Source organism: Clostridium sp. KNHs214, from assembly GCF_000744935.1.
Lineage (GTDB): Bacteria > Bacillota > Clostridia > Clostridiales > Clostridiaceae > Haloimpatiens.
This window is the reverse complement of sequence record NZ_JQMW01000004.1, coordinates 122,738-140,321: the sequence shown is the minus strand read 5'-3', so window position 1 is coordinate 140,321 and position 17,584 is coordinate 122,738. Positions and strand designations below refer to the sequence as shown.

At 35.9% G+C, this 17,584-nt stretch carries 26 protein-coding genes; all 26 read left to right on the top strand.

Annotated elements, in window-relative coordinates:
• Positions 1-179: 179 nt before the first annotated feature.
• The 26 genes from CC89_RS00895 to CC89_RS00770 all read left to right on the top strand — a co-directional run bounded on the left by CC89_RS00895 (position 180) and on the right by CC89_RS00770 (position 17,578).
• Positions 180-395, top strand: coding sequence for a hypothetical protein (locus CC89_RS00895; RefSeq protein WP_035288029.1), 216 nt, complete (start codon positions 180-182; stop codon positions 393-395).
• Entirely contained in the window at positions 341-634 is a 294-nt protein-coding gene (locus tag CC89_RS00890) for a VRR-NUC domain-containing protein (protein ID WP_035288027.1), read from the top strand. The genes CC89_RS00895 and CC89_RS00890 overlap by 55 nt, the downstream gene beginning before the upstream one ends.
• Positions 615-1,967 carry a DEAD/DEAH box helicase gene (locus CC89_RS00885; protein ID WP_035288025.1) on the top strand — a complete coding sequence of 451 codons (1,353 nt, stop codon included), beginning with the start codon at positions 615-617 and terminating at the stop codon, positions 1,965-1,967. Before CC89_RS00890 ends, CC89_RS00885 begins: the two co-directional genes overlap by 20 nt.
• The gene (locus CC89_RS00880) at positions 1,960-2,358 is read left to right on the top strand and encodes a hypothetical protein (RefSeq protein ID WP_035288024.1); all 399 of its coding nucleotides are present in this window, start codon (positions 1,960-1,962) and stop codon (positions 2,356-2,358) included. Before CC89_RS00885 ends, CC89_RS00880 begins: the two co-directional genes overlap by 8 nt.
• A 205-nt stretch (positions 2,359-2,563) precedes the next feature.
• Positions 2,564-2,860 (top strand): hypothetical protein, encoded by a 297-nt coding sequence (locus CC89_RS00875; protein ID WP_035288022.1) that lies wholly within the window; start codon positions 2,564-2,566, stop codon positions 2,858-2,860.
• 127 nt (positions 2,861-2,987) lie between these two features.
• A complete protein-coding gene (locus CC89_RS00870) occupies positions 2,988-3,353 on the top strand; it encodes an HNH endonuclease (RefSeq protein WP_502685616.1) in 366 nt (121 codons plus the stop codon).
• Positions 3,354-3,375: 22 nt separating this feature from the next.
• Positions 3,376-3,747, top strand: coding sequence for a DUF7666 domain-containing protein (locus CC89_RS00865; protein ID WP_035288018.1), 372 nt, complete (start codon positions 3,376-3,378; stop codon positions 3,745-3,747).
• 181 nt (positions 3,748-3,928) lie between these two features.
• Positions 3,929-4,366, top strand: coding sequence for a helix-turn-helix domain-containing protein (locus CC89_RS00860; RefSeq protein ID WP_035288016.1), 438 nt, complete (start codon positions 3,929-3,931; stop codon positions 4,364-4,366).
• Positions 4,356-5,597 (top strand): site-specific DNA-methyltransferase, encoded by a 1,242-nt coding sequence (locus CC89_RS00855; RefSeq protein WP_035288013.1) that lies wholly within the window; start codon positions 4,356-4,358, stop codon positions 5,595-5,597. Before CC89_RS00860 ends, CC89_RS00855 begins: the two co-directional genes overlap by 11 nt.
• Positions 5,575-6,930: a DNA cytosine methyltransferase gene (locus CC89_RS00850; protein ID WP_185750630.1), complete on the top strand. Its 1,356-nt coding sequence runs from the start codon at positions 5,575-5,577 to the stop codon at positions 6,928-6,930. Before CC89_RS00855 ends, CC89_RS00850 begins: the two co-directional genes overlap by 23 nt.
• Before the next feature lie 103 nt (positions 6,931-7,033).
• The gene (locus CC89_RS00845) at positions 7,034-7,942 is read left to right on the top strand and encodes an amidoligase family protein (RefSeq protein ID WP_081896915.1); all 909 of its coding nucleotides are present in this window, start codon (positions 7,034-7,036) and stop codon (positions 7,940-7,942) included.
• A 73-nt stretch (positions 7,943-8,015) separates the two neighbouring features.
• On the top strand, positions 8,016-8,480 hold the full coding sequence (locus tag CC89_RS00840; protein WP_035288007.1) for a gamma-glutamylcyclotransferase family protein: 465 nt from the start codon (positions 8,016-8,018) through the stop codon (positions 8,478-8,480).
• 2 nt (positions 8,481-8,482) lie between these two features.
• Entirely contained in the window at positions 8,483-8,692 is a 210-nt protein-coding gene (locus CC89_RS20920; protein WP_035288004.1) for a hypothetical protein, read from the top strand.
• An 84-nt stretch (positions 8,693-8,776) separates the two neighbouring features.
• Positions 8,777-9,253 (top strand): phage terminase small subunit P27 family, encoded by a 477-nt coding sequence (locus CC89_RS00830; protein WP_035288001.1) that lies wholly within the window; start codon positions 8,777-8,779, stop codon positions 9,251-9,253.
• Positions 9,253-10,800 carry a terminase large subunit gene (locus CC89_RS00825; RefSeq protein WP_035287998.1) on the top strand — a complete coding sequence of 516 codons (1,548 nt, stop codon included), beginning with the start codon at positions 9,253-9,255 and terminating at the stop codon, positions 10,798-10,800. Before CC89_RS00830 ends, CC89_RS00825 begins: the two co-directional genes overlap by 1 nt.
• Before the next feature lie 98 nt (positions 10,801-10,898).
• A complete protein-coding gene (locus tag CC89_RS19345; protein WP_051931356.1) occupies positions 10,899-11,693 on the top strand; it encodes a DUF6710 family protein in 795 nt (264 codons plus the stop codon).
• 133 nt (positions 11,694-11,826) lie between these two features.
• Entirely contained in the window at positions 11,827-12,102 is a 276-nt protein-coding gene (locus tag CC89_RS00815) for a hypothetical protein (RefSeq protein WP_035287996.1), read from the top strand.
• A 159-nt stretch (positions 12,103-12,261) separates the two neighbouring features.
• Positions 12,262-13,527, top strand: coding sequence for a phage portal protein (locus tag CC89_RS00810; protein WP_035287993.1), 1,266 nt, complete (start codon positions 12,262-12,264; stop codon positions 13,525-13,527).
• Complete coding sequence (locus tag CC89_RS00805; protein WP_035287991.1) at positions 13,520-14,215, top strand: head maturation protease, ClpP-related; 696 nt, start codon at positions 13,520-13,522, stop codon at positions 14,213-14,215. The genes CC89_RS00810 and CC89_RS00805 overlap by 8 nt, the downstream gene beginning before the upstream one ends.
• Before the next feature lie 12 nt (positions 14,216-14,227).
• A complete protein-coding gene (locus CC89_RS00800; RefSeq protein WP_035287989.1) occupies positions 14,228-15,421 on the top strand; it encodes a phage major capsid protein in 1,194 nt (397 codons plus the stop codon).
• Positions 15,422-15,431: 10 nt separating this feature from the next.
• Positions 15,432-15,653: a Head fiber protein gene (locus tag CC89_RS00795; RefSeq protein ID WP_035287987.1), complete on the top strand. Its 222-nt coding sequence runs from the start codon at positions 15,432-15,434 to the stop codon at positions 15,651-15,653.
• A gap of 26 nt (positions 15,654-15,679) precedes the next feature.
• The gene (locus CC89_RS00790) at positions 15,680-15,955 is read left to right on the top strand and encodes a head-tail connector protein (RefSeq protein ID WP_035287985.1); all 276 of its coding nucleotides are present in this window, start codon (positions 15,680-15,682) and stop codon (positions 15,953-15,955) included.
• Between the two features lie 4 nt (positions 15,956-15,959).
• On the top strand, positions 15,960-16,286 hold the full coding sequence (locus CC89_RS00785; RefSeq protein ID WP_035287983.1) for a phage head closure protein: 327 nt from the start codon (positions 15,960-15,962) through the stop codon (positions 16,284-16,286).
• A complete protein-coding gene (locus CC89_RS00780) occupies positions 16,279-16,677 on the top strand; it encodes an HK97-gp10 family putative phage morphogenesis protein (RefSeq protein ID WP_035287981.1) in 399 nt (132 codons plus the stop codon). Before CC89_RS00785 ends, CC89_RS00780 begins: the two co-directional genes overlap by 8 nt.
• The gene (locus tag CC89_RS00775) at positions 16,673-17,005 is read left to right on the top strand and encodes a hypothetical protein (protein ID WP_286161281.1); all 333 of its coding nucleotides are present in this window, start codon (positions 16,673-16,675) and stop codon (positions 17,003-17,005) included. The genes CC89_RS00780 and CC89_RS00775 overlap by 5 nt, the downstream gene beginning before the upstream one ends.
• Positions 17,006-17,578: a major tail protein gene (locus CC89_RS00770; RefSeq protein WP_035287975.1), complete on the top strand. Its 573-nt coding sequence runs from the start codon at positions 17,006-17,008 to the stop codon at positions 17,576-17,578.
• The last annotated feature ends 6 nt before the right edge of the window (positions 17,579-17,584 follow it).

The following is a 17,584-nucleotide window of genomic DNA, read 5'->3' as shown; positions in this document are numbered from 1 at the left end:
GTTAAGTAATTAGGGGTGGAAAGGACAGTTTGGAACAATGGAACAAGAAAATCTCTTTTGAAATAAATAATAAGAAAAAAGTAGTCAATATGTACCTATAAGGGTGCACACACACGTAAGGGGTTTTTTATACCTTTGTTCCAGTCCTTGTTCCACCAATTTTGAAAGGGGATTTTAAAATGGATTGCATAATAGAAGAAATCTTAAAAGATGACTTTGTTGAATATTCAATGGTGTATGAGCTAGCAAAACTTAAAGGGATGTCAAAAAAGGAAGTTAAAGCAGCAAAAGAAAGACTAGGAGTCAAAACAATAAGTGTAGTAAATGGAGATGAAAGATTATGGCTGTGGTATATTCCGAGAAAAGTATTGAGCAAGCACTTACCAAAGAAGTAAAAAAACGTGGAGGGTTAGCACTGAAGTTTATATCACCTGGAATGATAGGTGTTCCCGATAGATTAATACTGATGAAGGGTGGAAAGCTAGCATTCATTGAGCTAAAGGCTCCTAAGAAGAAAATGCGTCCTCTTCAAATAAAGAGAAAAAGTCAATTAGAAGTATTAGGGTTTTCAGTATATTGCATTGACAATAAAGAACAAATTGGAGGTGTGCTTGATGAAATATGTGCCACATGAATATCAGAAATATGCTGAGGATTTTATTATTAAGCACCCTGCTTGTGCTTTAATGCTAGATATGGGACTTGGAAAAACGGTAATTACATTAACAGCAATATGGTTATTATTATTCGATTATTTTGAAGCATCAAAGATTCTTGTTATTGCTCCTCTTCGAGTAGCACAGGATACTTGGAGCAAAGAGTGTGAAAAATGGGAGCATTTATCAGCACTTAAAATTTCAAAAGTTTTAGGTAGTGAAAAACAGAGAAGATTGGCCCTTGTAAGAAAAGCTGATATTTATATCATCAATCGTGAAAATGTAGAATGGCTTTGTGAAAATTATAAATTTGACTTCGATATGGTGGTTATTGATGAACTATCGAGTTTTAAATCACCTACAGCTAAAAGGTTCAAGGCACTTCGTAAAGTTAGACCCCAGGTAAAAAGAATTGTTGGACTTACTGGAACACCGGCACCAAATAGCCTAATGGATTTATGGAGTGAAATTAATCTACTGGATATGGGTCAAAGATTAGGAAGATTTATTGGAAGCTTTAGAAATGAATATTTTGTTCCAGATAAAAGAAATCAACAAGTAATCTTTAGCTATAAACCTAGAGAAGGTGCAGAGGAACTAATCTATAAAAAAATTTCTGACATCTGTGTTAGTATGAAAGCTTGTGATTACTTAAAGATGCCAGAACGAATAGATAATGTAGTTGAGGTTCAGATGTCAGAGAAGGAACAAGCCTTATATCAGAAACTAGAAAGTGAGATGTTTCTTCCTTTTACTGATGGAGATATAGATGCAGTGAATGCAGCTGCTCTTTCAAATAAGCTACTTCAAATGGCAAATGGTGCTGTCTATGATGAATTTAAAGCAGTGAAGAATATCCATAATAAAAAGCTTGATACATTAGAAGACTTAATTGAAGCTGCCAATGGTAAACCTGTCCTTGTATTTTATGCTTACAAACATGATAAAGAAAGAATATCAGAGAGATTTAAGGTTACTGAAATATTAACAAGTGAAGATATTTCAAAATGGAATAAAGGTGAAATACCTATTGCTATTGCTCACCCTGCATCCACTGGCCATGGTCTTAATCTTCAAGCAGGCGGATCAACTCTTATTTGGTTTGGTCTTACATGGAGTTTGGAATTATACCAACAAGCCAATGCAAGGCTATGGAGACAGGGACAAAAAGAAACAGTTATAATTCATCATATTGTTTCTAAGGGAACGATTGATGAGCAGGTGATGAATGCACTTCAAAAAAAACAAACTGGTCAAGATGCATTAATTAATGCGATCAAAGCAAGAATTGGGGGTGGAGCTTGTGACTAAGCAGGAATTATCACAGCTATATTATCTTAATAGAGAAATTGAACATCTTAAAAATAGAATTGCAGAATTAGAATGCCTTGCCACTTCTACTACAGCGAAAATAACAGGAATGCCACACGCTCCTGGTATATCTGACAAGGTTGGTAAATATGCTGCAGAGATTGCAGATCTTAAGGAACTACTAGATTTAAATTTAAAGAAGTGCTTTTATGAACTGAACAGACTAAACAGGTACATAGAAAGCATTGAGGATAGTCAGATGAGAATGATAATGTCCTTAAGATATATAAATGGATTAAGTTGGCAACAAGTAGCTTTTAGTATTGGTGAGCATGATGAACAGTATCCAAGAAGAAAACACAATAGATTTCTAGCTAAAAAAGCTAATTGATTAATCAACTAAAACATAAACCTAAGAACTAGATTTAACTTTTTCAAAAACTAATTTAGTTAGAAGGGTTATATGTAGTAAATTCAATGGTTTCAGTGGTGGTATAATATGGATTATGAAAAACTTATTCATAATGAATTTTAAGTTTTATTGTTGGATACTATATCAGTATTAAAATATATTATAATCACCTGGAGGTAATGTTATGGCAAATAGACCTAGATTAGGAGAATTGCAAAGAGAGAATGTTAATATTAAAAATGAACTTAGGGATTTTAAAAATGAATTTAAAGATTTCAAAAATGAAGTTCGGTCAAAATTTAAAGACGTAGATCGTAGAGATACTATTCGTTTACTGCAAGAAAAAAACTCTCCTTATTCTGATAAGTTTAGATATACTTATGAAGAGATTGGTAATGCAGTAGGAATCTCAACAACTGAAGTTGCTAACATAGCAAAGGAAGAAGGACTATCTAGAAGAAGCAAGTCACAGGGAGCATAAAGTAAAGCTAATAAAAGTCAAAGTTGACGAAAATGACGAATTAAAAATGGTAAACTAATAGTATGAAAGATTAGCATGAAGCATCTACTTAATAAACGGTGGGTGCTTTTCTTATGTCTAAAGGACGGTGTGTAGATTGCCAAAGAAACCATTAAAACCGTGTAAACATCCAAGATGTCCAAAGTTAACTGACGGTAGCTATTGTGATGATCATAGAGAACTATATTTAAAAGATAGACCTAATGCTACAAGGCGTGGTTATGACAGTAGATGGAGGACAGCTAGGAATAGATTTTTAAAAGATAATGCCTTGTGTGTTAAATGTAAGGAACAAGGTAAGCTTATTAAGGCAACTGTTGTTGACCACATAAAACCACACCGAGGAGATAAAGTATTGTTCTGGGACGAGAGTAATTGGCAGTCTCTTTGTAAGAGTTGCCACGATAGGAAGACGATGACAGAGGACAAATACGTGGTGTATAATTATAAGTAAAAAATGTATTGAGAGGAAAAATATGAAGAATTATATAAAAGCAGTTTCAAAAGATTTGTCACCACAAGGATGTTCAAAGTTTAGTTTTGTTATAGGAAGAGAATATTCTAGTGAAAACGGCTATTGTTTTTGTGATACAGCAAATGCAACGAGAGAGTACTTTGAAAACCCATTAGAAACAAGATATTTAGAAGTACAGCCTTTGAGTGAGGTTGTTTCCTTAGGAGATCCTCATTCATTTAGAGCTAATGAAATAAAAATTATTAGAGAGGTTTTGTTAGAGGAGTTGAGAAAAGATTTTCATTTTAATAGTACGTGTAACTATTATGAAGGGCTTGATCATGAAGTTGGAGGAAAGAAAAGATTCTGGAAAAAAATTTTTAAGAAGGAATAGGGGGCATCAAATCTCTAAAACCTTTCCGTTCGGGACCGCCGCCCCCCTTTGCGTGAAATTTCGCAGAATTAAGCAAGGGGGGTACTAGAAAATCGCAAAATAGAAAGCTGAAGATTAGCAACCATAAGGATTTGTGGTTGTTTTTTTATTGCATAAAAGTTTACTGAAAGGAGCAACTCACATGACAGCTGAAGAAAAAGAAAAAATTAGGGAACTAAGATTGAAAGGTATGGGATATAAAGCTATTGCAACAATCTTAGGATTATCCAGGGATAGTGTTAGAGGGTTTTGTAAGCGCAATAGTCTAGATGGTGACTCATGTGTTGTTGCCCTTAATGTGGATGAAAAAATAAAAAGAAACCTGCTCTGTGCCTGCTGTGAGAAACCCATCAAACAAAAACATCAAGGTAGGACAAGGAGATTTTGCTCTGAAGAGTGCAGACGAAAATGGTGGAATGAACATCAAAGTGAAAGAAAGAAAAGTGAAGCTGCCACCTACAGATATACTTGCCCATACTGCGGTAATGATTTTAGTGCTTATGGCAATAAGAAGAGAAAGTATTGTAGTCATAACTGTTACATAAAAGATAGATTTTGGAGGGAAGAGGATGGAATTTAAAAAGTTACAGATAGATTCGCTTATACCAGCTGCCTATAACCCACGAAAAAAGCTAAAGCCTGGAGATAGTGAATTCGAAAAGATTAAAAATAGTATAACTGAATTTGGATATGTGGACCCCGTAATAGTTAATAAGGATTTAACGGTTATTGGTGGTCATCAGAGAATATCAGTATTAAAAACACTGGGATTTGCAGAGATTGATTGTGTTGTTATTGATGTTGATAAAACCAAAGAAAAGGCATTAAATATTGCTCTTAATAAAATCAGTGGGGAGTGGAATAAGGAATTACTCGCTGATCTAATAAAGGATTTACAATCTTTAGATTATGATACAGCATTCACAGGTTTTGAACCACCGGAAATCGATGCATTGTTTAATGAACTTCATCCAAAGGGTGTAAAAGAAGATGGTTTTGACGAACCCTTACCGGAAAGTCCAATTACAAAACAAGGGGATATTTGGTTGTTAGGCAGGCATCGTTTAATCTGTGGGGACAGTACAAAGCTTGATACCTACGAAATATTAATGGATGGAAAAAAAGCAAATCTCATCGTAACTGACCCACCTTACAATGTAGCTTATGAAGGTACTGCAGGAACAATTCAGAATGATAACATGGATGATAAAAAATTCTATGAGTTTCTTCTAAATGCATATAAAGGGATGTATGAAAGCATAGCAGATGGGGGTTCAACTTATGTGTTCCATGCAGATAGAGAAACGGTTAATTTTAGAGTAGCCTTTAAGGATGCAGGGTTCTTTTGTCATCAAACTTGTATTTGGGTAAAGAACTCACCTGTACTAGGTCGATGTGATTACCAATATAATCATGAACCAGTTCTTGTAGGGTGGAAACCCACTGCAGGACATAAATTCTATGGGGATAGAAAACAAAGAACTACTTGGAATTTTGATAGGCCTACTAAATCAAAGTATCACCCAACAATGAAACCAATAGCATTAATAGCTTACCCTATTACTAATTCAAGTTTAACGAACTCTATTGTTCTAGACCCCTTTGGTGGTAGTGGCTCAACCCTTATAGCCTGTGAACAAACCGACAGAATATGCTATACCATAGAACTGGATGAGAAGTATGCTGATGTTATTGTAAAAAGATATATTGAGCAGGTTGGCTCTGATAATAGTGTGTTTCTTTTAAGAGATGGTGTAAAAACAAAATATCTTGATATCCAAAAGGAAGGTGAAGAAAATGACCTTCCTTGATTTTTGTGCAGGAATAGGCGGCTTTAGATTAGGACTAGAGCTTGCAGGCTATAAGTGCATTGGATTTTGTGAAAAGGATAAATTTGCAGTTAAATCATATAGAGCAATGTTTGATACGGAAGGAGAGTGGTATTCAGATGATGTTACAAAACTTGGAGCAGAGGAAATCCCCTATGCAGATATCTGGTGTTTCGGATTCCCCTGCCAAGATATATCAGTGGCAGGAAAGCAGCGAGGACTCAGAGGAAAAAGAAGTGGAATCTATTTCAGCATTATTGACCTCATCAAGGGCAAAGAAGAAACGGATAAACCCACATACTTACTTATTGAGAACGTTAAGAACTTGCTGTCAATTAATAACGGATTTGATTTTGCCACCGTTCTCTCTGAGTTGGACGAAGCAGGGTATGATGCTGTCTGGCAGGTGCTTAACTCAAAGGACTTCGGAGTCCCTCAAAACCGAGAGCGTGTGTTCATTATCGCAAATCTTAGAAGCAGAGGTAGACGAGAAATATTACCTCTCAGCAGAGAAAACACAGCAGCTCTTAAGCAAATTATAGGTGGAATGCAAGGATATAGAGTTTACAACCCTGAAGGTGTTTCAGCAACTCTTGTGGGTAACGCAGGTGGAGTTGGAGCAAAGACGGGTCTTTACTGTATAGGAAATGTTAATCCAAGTGGCAGAGGAGAAAGTGGAAATGTTTATGATACAAATGGTATATCTCCAACATTAACGGCAAATGGTGGAGGAGCAGGAGCAAAAACAGGTCTGTATTTTATAGACCAATCAACTACAAAGACTCAAATAACAGATACATCAAGATGTATTACTTCTCGATATACAGCAGGAGTAGTAAACAGAACTGCTATGAACAGTGGTGTACTTGAAGCTTATCCTGTTTTAACACCAGACCGAGAAGAAAAAAGACAAAATGGAAGAAGAATGAAAACAAGTGAAGAGCCAATGTTCACATTAACTAGTCAAGATAGACATGGAGTAGCTATTAAAGAAGCTACAAAGAAAGGTTATTCTGAAGCAAATATAGGAGATAGCATAAACATGGCAATGCCCAATTCAACAACTAGGAGAGGAAGGGTTGGAAAGGGTATTGCAAATACCATCGATACAGGATGTCAGATTGGGACACTTGATGAGAACTATCGTATTCGCAGATTAACTCCAAAGGAATGCTTTAGACTTCAAGGATTTCCAGATGAATTATTTGATAGGGCAAGAGGAGTAAATTCAGATGCTCAACTTTATAAGCAAGCAGGGAATGCAGTTACAGTAAATGTAGCTTATGCCTTGGCCATGACATTACCAAGAGATTAATTTATTTGATAGAATCTCGCAGATATAACTGGATATATACCCCTTTCAGAGGTAATATGTACACTACCAAAAGAAAAACACACTTTGAAAGGGGTAGAAAGCATTGAAAAATCAAACCATTGGCGTTGAAATTGAAATGACAGGCATTACTAGAGAAAAAGCTGCTGAAGTAACAGCAAATTTTCTAGGTGGAACAGTTAAAAGAACCTTTGACAGCTACGATACCTACAAGATAACTGCACCAGATAATAGAGTTTGGAAAATAATGAGTGATGCAAGCATTGAGACAAGGAAGAAAGAGAAAGGCAGACTTGTTTCAGCAGATAAAAGTTACAGTGTTGAATTGGTTACACCGATTTTAAAGTATGATGAGGTCATTGAAACTTTACAAGAACTGATCAGACAGCTTAGACACGCAGGTGCAGTTAGTGAAAGCAAGCTACAGTGTGGAATACACATTCATATTGGTGCAAAAGACCATACTCCGAACACCCTAAAGAATTTAGTTAACCTAACGGCATCAAAGGAAGACTTGATTTACAAGAGTCTTGAGATTGACCCCTCGAGAATGAGATATTGCAAAAAGGTAAACGAGAATTTGATTAGAACCATAAACAAGAAAAGGCCAAAAACCTTAACAGAACTAGCAGATATTTGGTACAGCGAATACGGTGCTGAAAGCAGAAGTAGACACTACCATTCCAGTAGATATCATGGACTCAACCTTCACAGCACATTCACAAAAGGCACCATTGAATTTAGGCTTTTCAACGGTACCATGCACGCAGGTAAAATTAGGAGTTACATAGTTTTCTGCCTAGCGGTAAGCCACCAAGCATTAAGTCAAAAGAGTGCTAGTGCAAAACGCACTTACACAGATAACGAGAAGTACACATTCAGATGTTGGTTGCTTCGATTAGGACTTATTGGTGAGGAGTTCAAAAACTGTAGACAGCACCTTATGAGATCACTTGATGGTAATGCAGCTTGGAAAACACCTAGAGCCGCTTAATAATAACCTACAGCCAAGACAGGGGCAAATTAGCCCCTCTTGGTATATAAAATCAGTAAAGGAGAAATGTGAAATGGCAGGAAGAACAAAGCTGTATGGTGCATACGGTTCAAATATGAATATTGAACAGATGAAACAAAGATGTCCTAAAGCAAAGGTGATAGGGATTGGAACCCTTCATGATTACAAGCTAACCTTTAGAGGAAAGTACAAAGGGGTTGCAAACATTGAGCCATGTAAGGATAGATTAGTACCCGTTGTCTTATGGGAAATCACTGAAGAATGTGAAAGGGCACTTGATATATATGAAGGTTATCCGAGTCTATATATTAAAAAGCAAGTAGAGATTATGATAGATGAAAAGCATAGAAAAACAATGGTGTATATTATGGCAAGCAAATATACCAATATGATAGCGGCTCCTACAGAATATTATTTCAATGTTATTGCTAGAGGATATTCTGATAATAGAATTCATTTAAAACCTCTACAAATTGCATATTTAGAATGTTTATCTGAGTTGAAGGAGGAGAGGTAAAAATGGATAAATTCTTTACACAAAAGTTTTGTGATAGATGCGGTGGTTCATTAGATAAGGGAAGGATCATGTCGATGTTTAATACGGAGTGCATCTGTATGGTCTGCTGCAAAAAAGAAAAGAAAGATAAGGACTATGATAGAGCAGTCAAAGCTGACCATGAGGAAATTAGAAAAGGTAATTATAACTACAAAGGGATAAGAGGCAAATAGAAAAGTAAAAGAAAATCAGGATAAGGGTCTACAAAATAGTAGGCTCTTTTCTTATGCAAATTTTAAAGATTGGGGGTGAAACCTATGGCACAGAGAGGAAGAAAACCAAAACCAACAGCAATAAAAGAACTCGAGGGTAATCCTGGTAAAAGACCACTTAATGAATTTGAACCAAAACCTAAAAAGAAGGCACCTAAGTGTCCTAGTTGGCTTAATGCTGAAGCTAAAAAAGAATGGCGAAGGGTAGCAAAACAGCTAGAAGAACTTGGTATACTAACAGAAGTTGATATGGCAGCCTTTGCAGGATATTGTGAAGCGTATGCCCGTTGGAAGGAAGCAGAAGAATTTATATCAAAACATGGAACAATTGTAAAAACTCCAAGTGGTTATTGGCAGCAGGTGCCACAGGTGTCTATTGCCCAAGCTTATCTTAAGATTATGATTAAGTTTTGTGAGCAATTTGGTTTGACACCATCCTCTAGAAGCAGAATCGTTGCAGACAAAGGGACTAATGAAACTTATGATCCTATGGAGATGATGCTAAGAGGCGAGGTGAAATAATGTATGATGAAAAGAAAGCACAGAGAGCTGTTAATTTTATCAACTGCCTAAAGCACACAAAAGGTCAATGGAGAGGAGTTCCTTTTGATTTACTTCCTTGGCAAGATAAAATCATTCGAGATATATATGGAACAGTAAAAGAAAATGGATACCGTCAGTATAATACTGCTTATATAGAAATTCCCAAAAAGAATGGCAAATCAGAACTTGCAGCAGCGGTAGCACTTTTGATGACTTGTGGTGATAATGAATGGGGAGCAGAGGTTTATGGATGTGCATCTGATAGGCAGCAGGCCTCTATTGTTTTCGATGTAGCAGTTGAGATGGTGGAGCAATGTCCAGCATTAAAGAAAAGAATTAAGCCAGTAATGTCAATGAAAAGGTTAGTATATAAGCCAACAAATAGTTTTTACCAAGTGCTTTCAGCTGAAGCCTATACAAAGCATGGTCTTAATGTTCATGCAGTTGTATTTGATGAACTTCATGCTCAACCTAATAGAGATTTATTTGACGTAATGACTAAAGGTAGTGGTGATGCTAGACTGCAACCGCTATTTTTTCTTATAACTACAGCTGGTACAGATAGAAATTCTATATGCTTTGAACAACACCAAAAGGCGCTGGATATTATTGAGGGTAGAAAAATAGATCCAACTTTTTATCCAGTTATTTATGGGATTGATGATAATGATGATTGGGGTCTAGAGAAGAACTGGTATAAGGCAAACCCATCTCTAGGACATACCATTGACATAGAAAAAGTTAGAAATGCTTATAACAGTGCAAAGGAAAATCCTGCTGAAGAAAATATATTTCGTCAGCTAAGATTAAATCAATGGGTAAAACAGTCCACTCGTTGGATGCAGATGGATAGATGGGATGAGTGTGATTTTAATATAGATTTAGATTCATTAAGAGGCAGAGAATGTTATGGAGGACTTGACCTTTCTAGTACAACAGACATCACTGCTTTTGTATTAGTTTTTCCACCAAGAACATCGGAAGAAAAGTATATAGTACTTCCTTACTTTTGGATTCCAGATGATAATCTAAAACTCAGAGTAAGAAGGGATCATGTTCCCTATGATGTATGGGAACAACAAGGTTTTATAAAAACTACTGAAGGCAATGTGGTCCACTATGGCTTTATAGAGAGTTTCATTGAAGAACTAGGTAAGATATACAACATAAAAGAAATTGCATTTGACCGTTGGGGTGCTGTGCAGATGGTTCAAAACCTTGATGGAATGGGATTTGTAGTAGTTCCTTTTGGACAAGGGTATAAGGATATGTCACCTTCTTCAAAAGAACTTATGAAACTGACACTAGAAAAGAAAATTGCACATGGAGGAAACCCAGTACTTCGTTGGATGATGGATAACATCTATGTCAAAACTGACCCTGCAGGAAACATAAAGCCAGACAAAGAGAAAAGCACTGAACGTATTGACGGTGCAGTTGCTTTAATAATGGCACTTGATAGAGCTATTAGGAATAATGGCATTGGAGGAAGTGTCTATGATGAAAGAGGAATTCTCATTTTATAAGTATATTTATAGCAATTCATAGTTTAGTAATAATAAGATATTCCACCCAATAATTATATAGTAATAGGACAGAAATGCTATAGAGGTGGGAGATTAATATGTTGGGTAAGGTATTATGGGGAAGAAAGAAGAAAAGTATATCAAATGAAAGAAGCTTAAATGATATGCTACAAGCATCACATTTATCTAATGAAGAAAAATTTAATAACATTTTAAAATTTTCTAGACAGATTCTAAATAATAAATCTATTAGTAGAACTAAAGAACATCCAATTTTTGATTATATTCGAATCTTAGGAAGAGGAATACAGAGTGATTTTATAAGATATTTACTGTATTATGATTGCGAAGGTGGAGCACATGGTGTACCTAGGTTAGATTGGGATTCTATAGCATTTGATGGAACGACAAATTTCATTGCTGAAAATGAGGAGCTTATTAGATTTTATAACTTAAAAAAGGAAGTGTATTGTAACAAAAAAATCAATCTTTCCAAAGACTTAATCTTACCGTGGCCATGGAATAGAGCAAGACTAGTTAATACCATAACCAAAATAGGTAAAGGAAGAGCATGGGGTAATTGGAAACAAGATGATAATAATCATTATATAGAAGTTTGGCTTCCTATGGGAATAGCATGGGTTAATGGTGGGAATCATTCAATTGCAGTAGGGATAATTCAAGGAGGAGAGTTAACCCCCGAGTACTATTATGATATAAGCGAAATGTATAAGCATATAAGATGTGATGGAAAGAATTTTATTAGAACTAAAACAAACTGGCTTATTAAAGATGAAATCATAGCACCTGTTACAAATGTTGAATTTGCAGCAATATTTGAGATAGGCAGGTTACTTGTAGAAAGAGGGATATCATTTGCAGATTGTAATTGAAAGATACCTAGAAAACATCTTAATGAATCAAATTTTGTATACCTATATTATGATTATGCAGCAATGATTTGATTTTAAAATTGCTAAACACGGTTACAAGATTTAGTGATATACTCAAGATGAGGTGATTACTTTGAAAAGACAAATTACAAATGATCAATTTATTAAAGCATATAGATCAGCTGGTCTATGGTTTGTTGGTCTGTATATGGAAGCATTCTTATTGAGAATTGATGACCTTAGAGATGATGTGTTAAAAACTAAATTTATTGAAGAGATTTATAATAATGGTCAAGGTTTTGATAAAGATGAATCTGGAACTAGAACAAGGGTCAATTCATTATTAAGAATAATAGAAGGAGATAGAGTAATAGAAGCATTAGAAGTAGTTATTAATTCTTCTAGATAGAGAAAGGATTTTCCAGATGCCATTAATGAGGCAAAAAATTTATTAGAGAGAATTGAAGTTGGAAAATTCAGTGTTCCTGAATAGAAAAAGTGAAATTAATCACTAGGCATCTCATGGGAGGTGCTTTTCTTATACCCATTTTTAAGGAGAGTGATGTCTATGGGGATATTTAGAAGCTTATTTAGGTCAAGAGATAAGCCACAGAACAGTTTGTTTGGAAATTCATATAGTTTTTTCTTTGGTGGAACTACTAGTGGAAAAGTAGTTAATGAAAGAACAGCTATGCAAACAACAGCAGTATATGCTTGTGTGAGAATATTAGCTGAAGCAGTAGCTAGCTTACCACTCCATACCTATAGATACACCAAAGATGGAAAAGAAAAAGTAATCAATCATTCTTTATATTATCTGCTCCATGATGAGCCAAACCCTGAGATGACTTCATTTGTGTTCAGAGAAACACTGATGAGTCATCTTTTATTATGGGGAAATGCCTATGCACAGATTATTCGTGATGGTAGGGGACAGGTAATAGGGCTTTATCCTTTACTACCAAACAAGATGAGTGTAGATAGAACAAGTAGTGGTGAAATCTATTATATCTACACTAAAGATGCTGGAGAAAATCCCAACATGCAAGGCTATAGTCAAGTTTACTTAAGAAAAGAGGAAGTACTTCACATTCCAGGCTTAGGTTTTGATGGACTTATCGGTTATTCTCCAATTGCTATGGCTAAAAATGCTATCGGCATGGCAATAGCAACAGAAGAATATGGAGCAACCTTTTTCTCCAATGGAGCAAACCCAGGAGGAGTTTTAGAACACCCTGGAATAGTTAAAGATCCCAAAAGAGTAAGGGATAGTTGGAATGCAGTGTATCAAGGAAGTGGTAATGCTCATCGAATTGCTGTTTTAGAAGAAGGCATGAAATTTAATAGTATAGGTATTCCACCAGAACAGGCACAGTTTTTAGAAACTAGGAAGTTCCAAATCAATGAAATTGCTCGTATTTTTAGAATCCCTCCTCATATGATTGGTGATTTAGAGAAGTCGAGCTTTTCAAATATTGAGCAGCAGTCATTGGAGTTTGTGAAATACACACTTGATCCTTGGGTAATTAGGTGGGAACAGGCAATACAAAAAGCGCTTCTCTCACCAACTGAAAAGAAAGAGTATTTTATCAAATTTAATGTGGATGGACTACTCAGAGGTGACTATGCATCAAGAATGAATGGGTACGCTGTTGGCAGACAAAATGGTTGGCTCTCAGCAAATGATGTGAGGGAACTTGAAAACCTAAATCGAATACCAGCAGAACTTGGTGGAGACCTATATCTTATTAATGGCAATATGACAAAGCTACAAGATGCAGGGGCATTCGCTGACAAAACCAATATAGTAGGAGTTGATAAAAACAATGAATAAGAAGTTTTGGAACTGGGTCAAGAACGAAGATGGAAGAATCCTTTATCTTGATGGAGCAATTGCAGAGGAAACTTGGCTTGGTGATGAAGTAACACCTAAGCAGTTTAAATCAGAACTGTTTAATGGAGATGGTGATATTACAATTTGGATTAATTCACCAGGTGGTGACGTATTCGCAGCAAGTCAAATCTACAATATGCTCATGGACTACAAAGGCAAAGTAACAGTGAAAATTGATGGCATTGCAGCAAGTGCAGCATCTGTAATTGCAATGGCAGGAGCAGAGGTTTTGATATCTCCTACAGGACTTTTTATGATTCACAATCCTATGACAGTAGCCATTGGAGATACAGTAGAGATGGAAAAAGCAATCTCTATGCTTAGTGAAGTAAAAGAGGCAATTATTAATGCTTATGAATTAAGAACTGGTCTTTCAAGGACAAAACTATCTCACTTAATGGATGCTGAAAGTTGGTTTAATGCTAAAAAGGCTGTTGAACTTGGCTTTGCAGATGCCATCATGTTTGAAAGTAAAGAGGAGATGACACCTACAAATGAAGGTGTCATTTTTAGTAGGATGGCAGTTACAAATTCAATCTTAAGTAAGCTGCCACACAAAAAGGATAACGAACCAACTGAAACACCAATTGAAAATCTCGAGAAGAGATTAAATCTACTAAAAATATAGGAGGAATACAACATGAATAAAATTTTAGAATTAAGAGAAAAAAGAGCAAAGGCTTGGGAAGCAGCTAAGGCATTTCTAGACTCTAGACGTGGTAACGATGGACTTATCTCAGCAGAAGACACCGCCACATATGAAAAGATGGAAACAGAAGTAGTAAACTTAGGTAAAGAAATTGATCGCCTTGAAAGACAGCAAGCACTAGACCTTGAACTTTCAAAGCCAATTAACACACCAATTACTACAAAACCAACTGCCACAGGAGAAACTAAAACTGGAAGGGCAACTGATGAATATAAACAAGCCTTTTGGAATGCAATGCGTAATAAAAACAGCTATGATATTCAAAATGCACTACAAATAGGAACAGATTCTGAAGGTGGGTATTTAGTACCCGATGAATTTGAAAGAACATTAATACAAGCTCTTGAAGAAGAAAATATCTTTAGACAGTTAGCAAAGGTTATTACTACATCTAGTGGGGATAAGAAAATTCCAGTAGTAGCAACAAAAGGTACTGCATCTTGGGTGGATGAAGAAGGAATAATTCCTGAAAGTGATGATGCTTTTGGTCAAGTATCAATAGGTGCATATAAACTTGCTACCATGATTAAAGTCAGTGAAGAACTATTAAACGATAGTATCTTTAACCTTGAATCTTACATTGCAAAGGAATTTGCAAGACGTATTGGAGCCAAGGAAGAAGAGGCTTTCTTTGTTGGTGATGGAACTGGAAAACCAACCGGTATTTTTAATGCTACTGGTGGAGCACTAGTCGGGGTTACAGCTGCAGGAGCATCAGCTATAACATTAGATGAGATTATGGACTTGTTCTACAGTTTAAAATCTCCATACAGAAAAAATGCTGTCTTTGTAATGAATGATGCCACAGTGAAAGCAATTAGGAAATTGAAAGATGGTAACGGTCAGTACATTTGGCAACCATCATTGACAGCTGGAACTCCAGATACTATTTTAAATAGACCAGTTAAAACTTCAGCCTATGTTCCTACATTAGGAGCGGGTGCTAAAACTGTTGCCTTTGGTGATTTTGGATACTATTGGGTGGCTGATCGTCAAGGAAGATCATTCAAGAGATTAAATGAATTATTTGCAGCAACAGGACAAGTTGGATTTATGGCTACTCAAAGAGTAGATGGTAAATTAATACTTCCAGAAGCTATAAAAGTATTGCAGCAGAAAGCGTAGGTGATGAAGTATGAGTAATGTAAAAAACTATGCTGAACAAGGTGGAGATAAATGGGTTGTAAATGGAACCTTGGAAGTCACTACTAAAGGTCAAATACTAATTGACGGAGTCCATTTAGAACGAGCTGTTAATCAAGCAGATAGTACAGCTGCAACGATAGAGGAACTAAAGGCAGATTTTAATGCTTTGCTTACAAAACTAAAAAATGCAGGACTTATGGTGGTTGATTAAATGAATAAGAACTTGGGGGTGAGTGTATGGTTGTTTCATTAGATGAAGTGAAATTATATTTAAGAATAGATGGTGATGAGGAAAATACACTCATCACCAGTTTTATTACTACAGCAGAAGAAATGTGTGAAGGGATTCTAAGGTCTCCATTAACTAACTTCACAGAACTGCCAGAGACAGTGAAACAAGCAGTTTATTATGTAGTAGCCAATATGTATGAAGAACGGGAGAAAACAAATATAAAGGAAGTCTATGATGTGATGAAAAGACTACTGTTCTCATATAGAAAGGAAAGCTGGTGATGTAATGGGGATTGGAGAATTTAAGCATAGAATAACCTTTCAAACTTTATCAAGTGTAGTTAATGACAATGGATTTGAGACCAAGGGTTATGAGGACTTTAAAACGGTCTGGGCAAAGGTTACAAATCTTCATGGTAAAGAGTATTTTGAAGCAGCAGCTATTCGGAAAGAAAAGACAGTCAAGTTCATTATTAGAGCAATTAAAGGATTAGATGAAACCATGAGGATATTATTTCAAGGAAAAACTTACAATATCACCTTCATTGACAACATCAAGTATGAAAATAGATACATTGAGATAAAGGCTTTGGAGGTGGACACTGATGGCTAAACTTGAACTTGAGGGTATGGATGCCTTAATCGATAAGATAAATAAGCTAGGTGATAAGGGAGAGCATATTAAAAAGAATGCACTCACTAGAGCAGGGGAACGAGTAAAATCCTCGATGGAGAAAAAAGCACCTAGGTCAAAATTAGCAAAAAAACACATGGCTGACCATATTAAGATGTCCGATATTGAAAAGGAAGATGGGGTTGATTTTATAAAGGTAGGCCCCAATAAAGGAGATAACTCTGAATTCTACTACAGTAAATTTACTGAGTGGGGAACATCGAAAATCCCTGCACAGCACTGGGCAGAAAAATCTGTGCTAGAAAATAGGAGAGAAATCACTGCAATAATCAAAGAGGAACTTGAGAGGGGGCTAGAGGAAATTGATTAATAAATTGATTATCAATACTTTAAAGCCACTATCGGTTCCAGTTTGTTTTCAAAAATACACTGGTAAGGCTAAAACTTACATCACTTTTCATGAGTATATTGAAAGTGGAGAAGCCTTTGAAGAGGATGAAGAGGTATTCACAGGTCATTATATTCAAGTGGATGTATGGTCAAAGGATGATTACACAGTTTTAGTAAAGTCGATTAAAGACTTACTTCAAACTGTAGGATTTAAACGGCTTGATGAAGCAGACTTATATGAGAAAGACACGGACCTCTACCATAAGGGTATGAGGTTTTTTTATTTAGAAGAGAAGGAGGTCAAATAGATGGCAAGACAAATAGGTTTAAGAGATATTCATATTGCTCTTTTGACAAAGGATGATAACACGGGGACAACTTATGATGTACCCTCTAAGCTTGAAAGAGCAATCAGTGCTAAGCTAACACCTAAGTCAAATTCAGAAAATATTTATTCTGACGATACGGTGGAGGATGTAATTACAGCTTTTGAAGGAGTAGATGTTGAAATAGAAATCAATCAGCTGTCTCTAGAAAGTAGAGCAAAGCTTCAGGGGTCAAAGGTTGTCAAAGGTGTACTGATTGAAAGTAAAGATGATATGCCACCTACCATTGCTCTTGGATTTAAATCAAAGAAAAATAATGGGAAGTATCGATATGTGTGGCTACTCAAAGGTAAATTCGAACTTGCATCAGATGAGTATGACACAGAAGGAGAAAAGCCACAGCCAAAGAGTGCAAAACTAAAGGGTACTTTCTTTGCTAGGGACTTTGATGGTAATTATCGTTTTATTGGAGATGAAGATGCAACTGGGGTAGACCAAACAATTATTGATGGATGGTTTACAGCTGTACCAGATGAGCCACAACCTATAGTATAGAAAGGA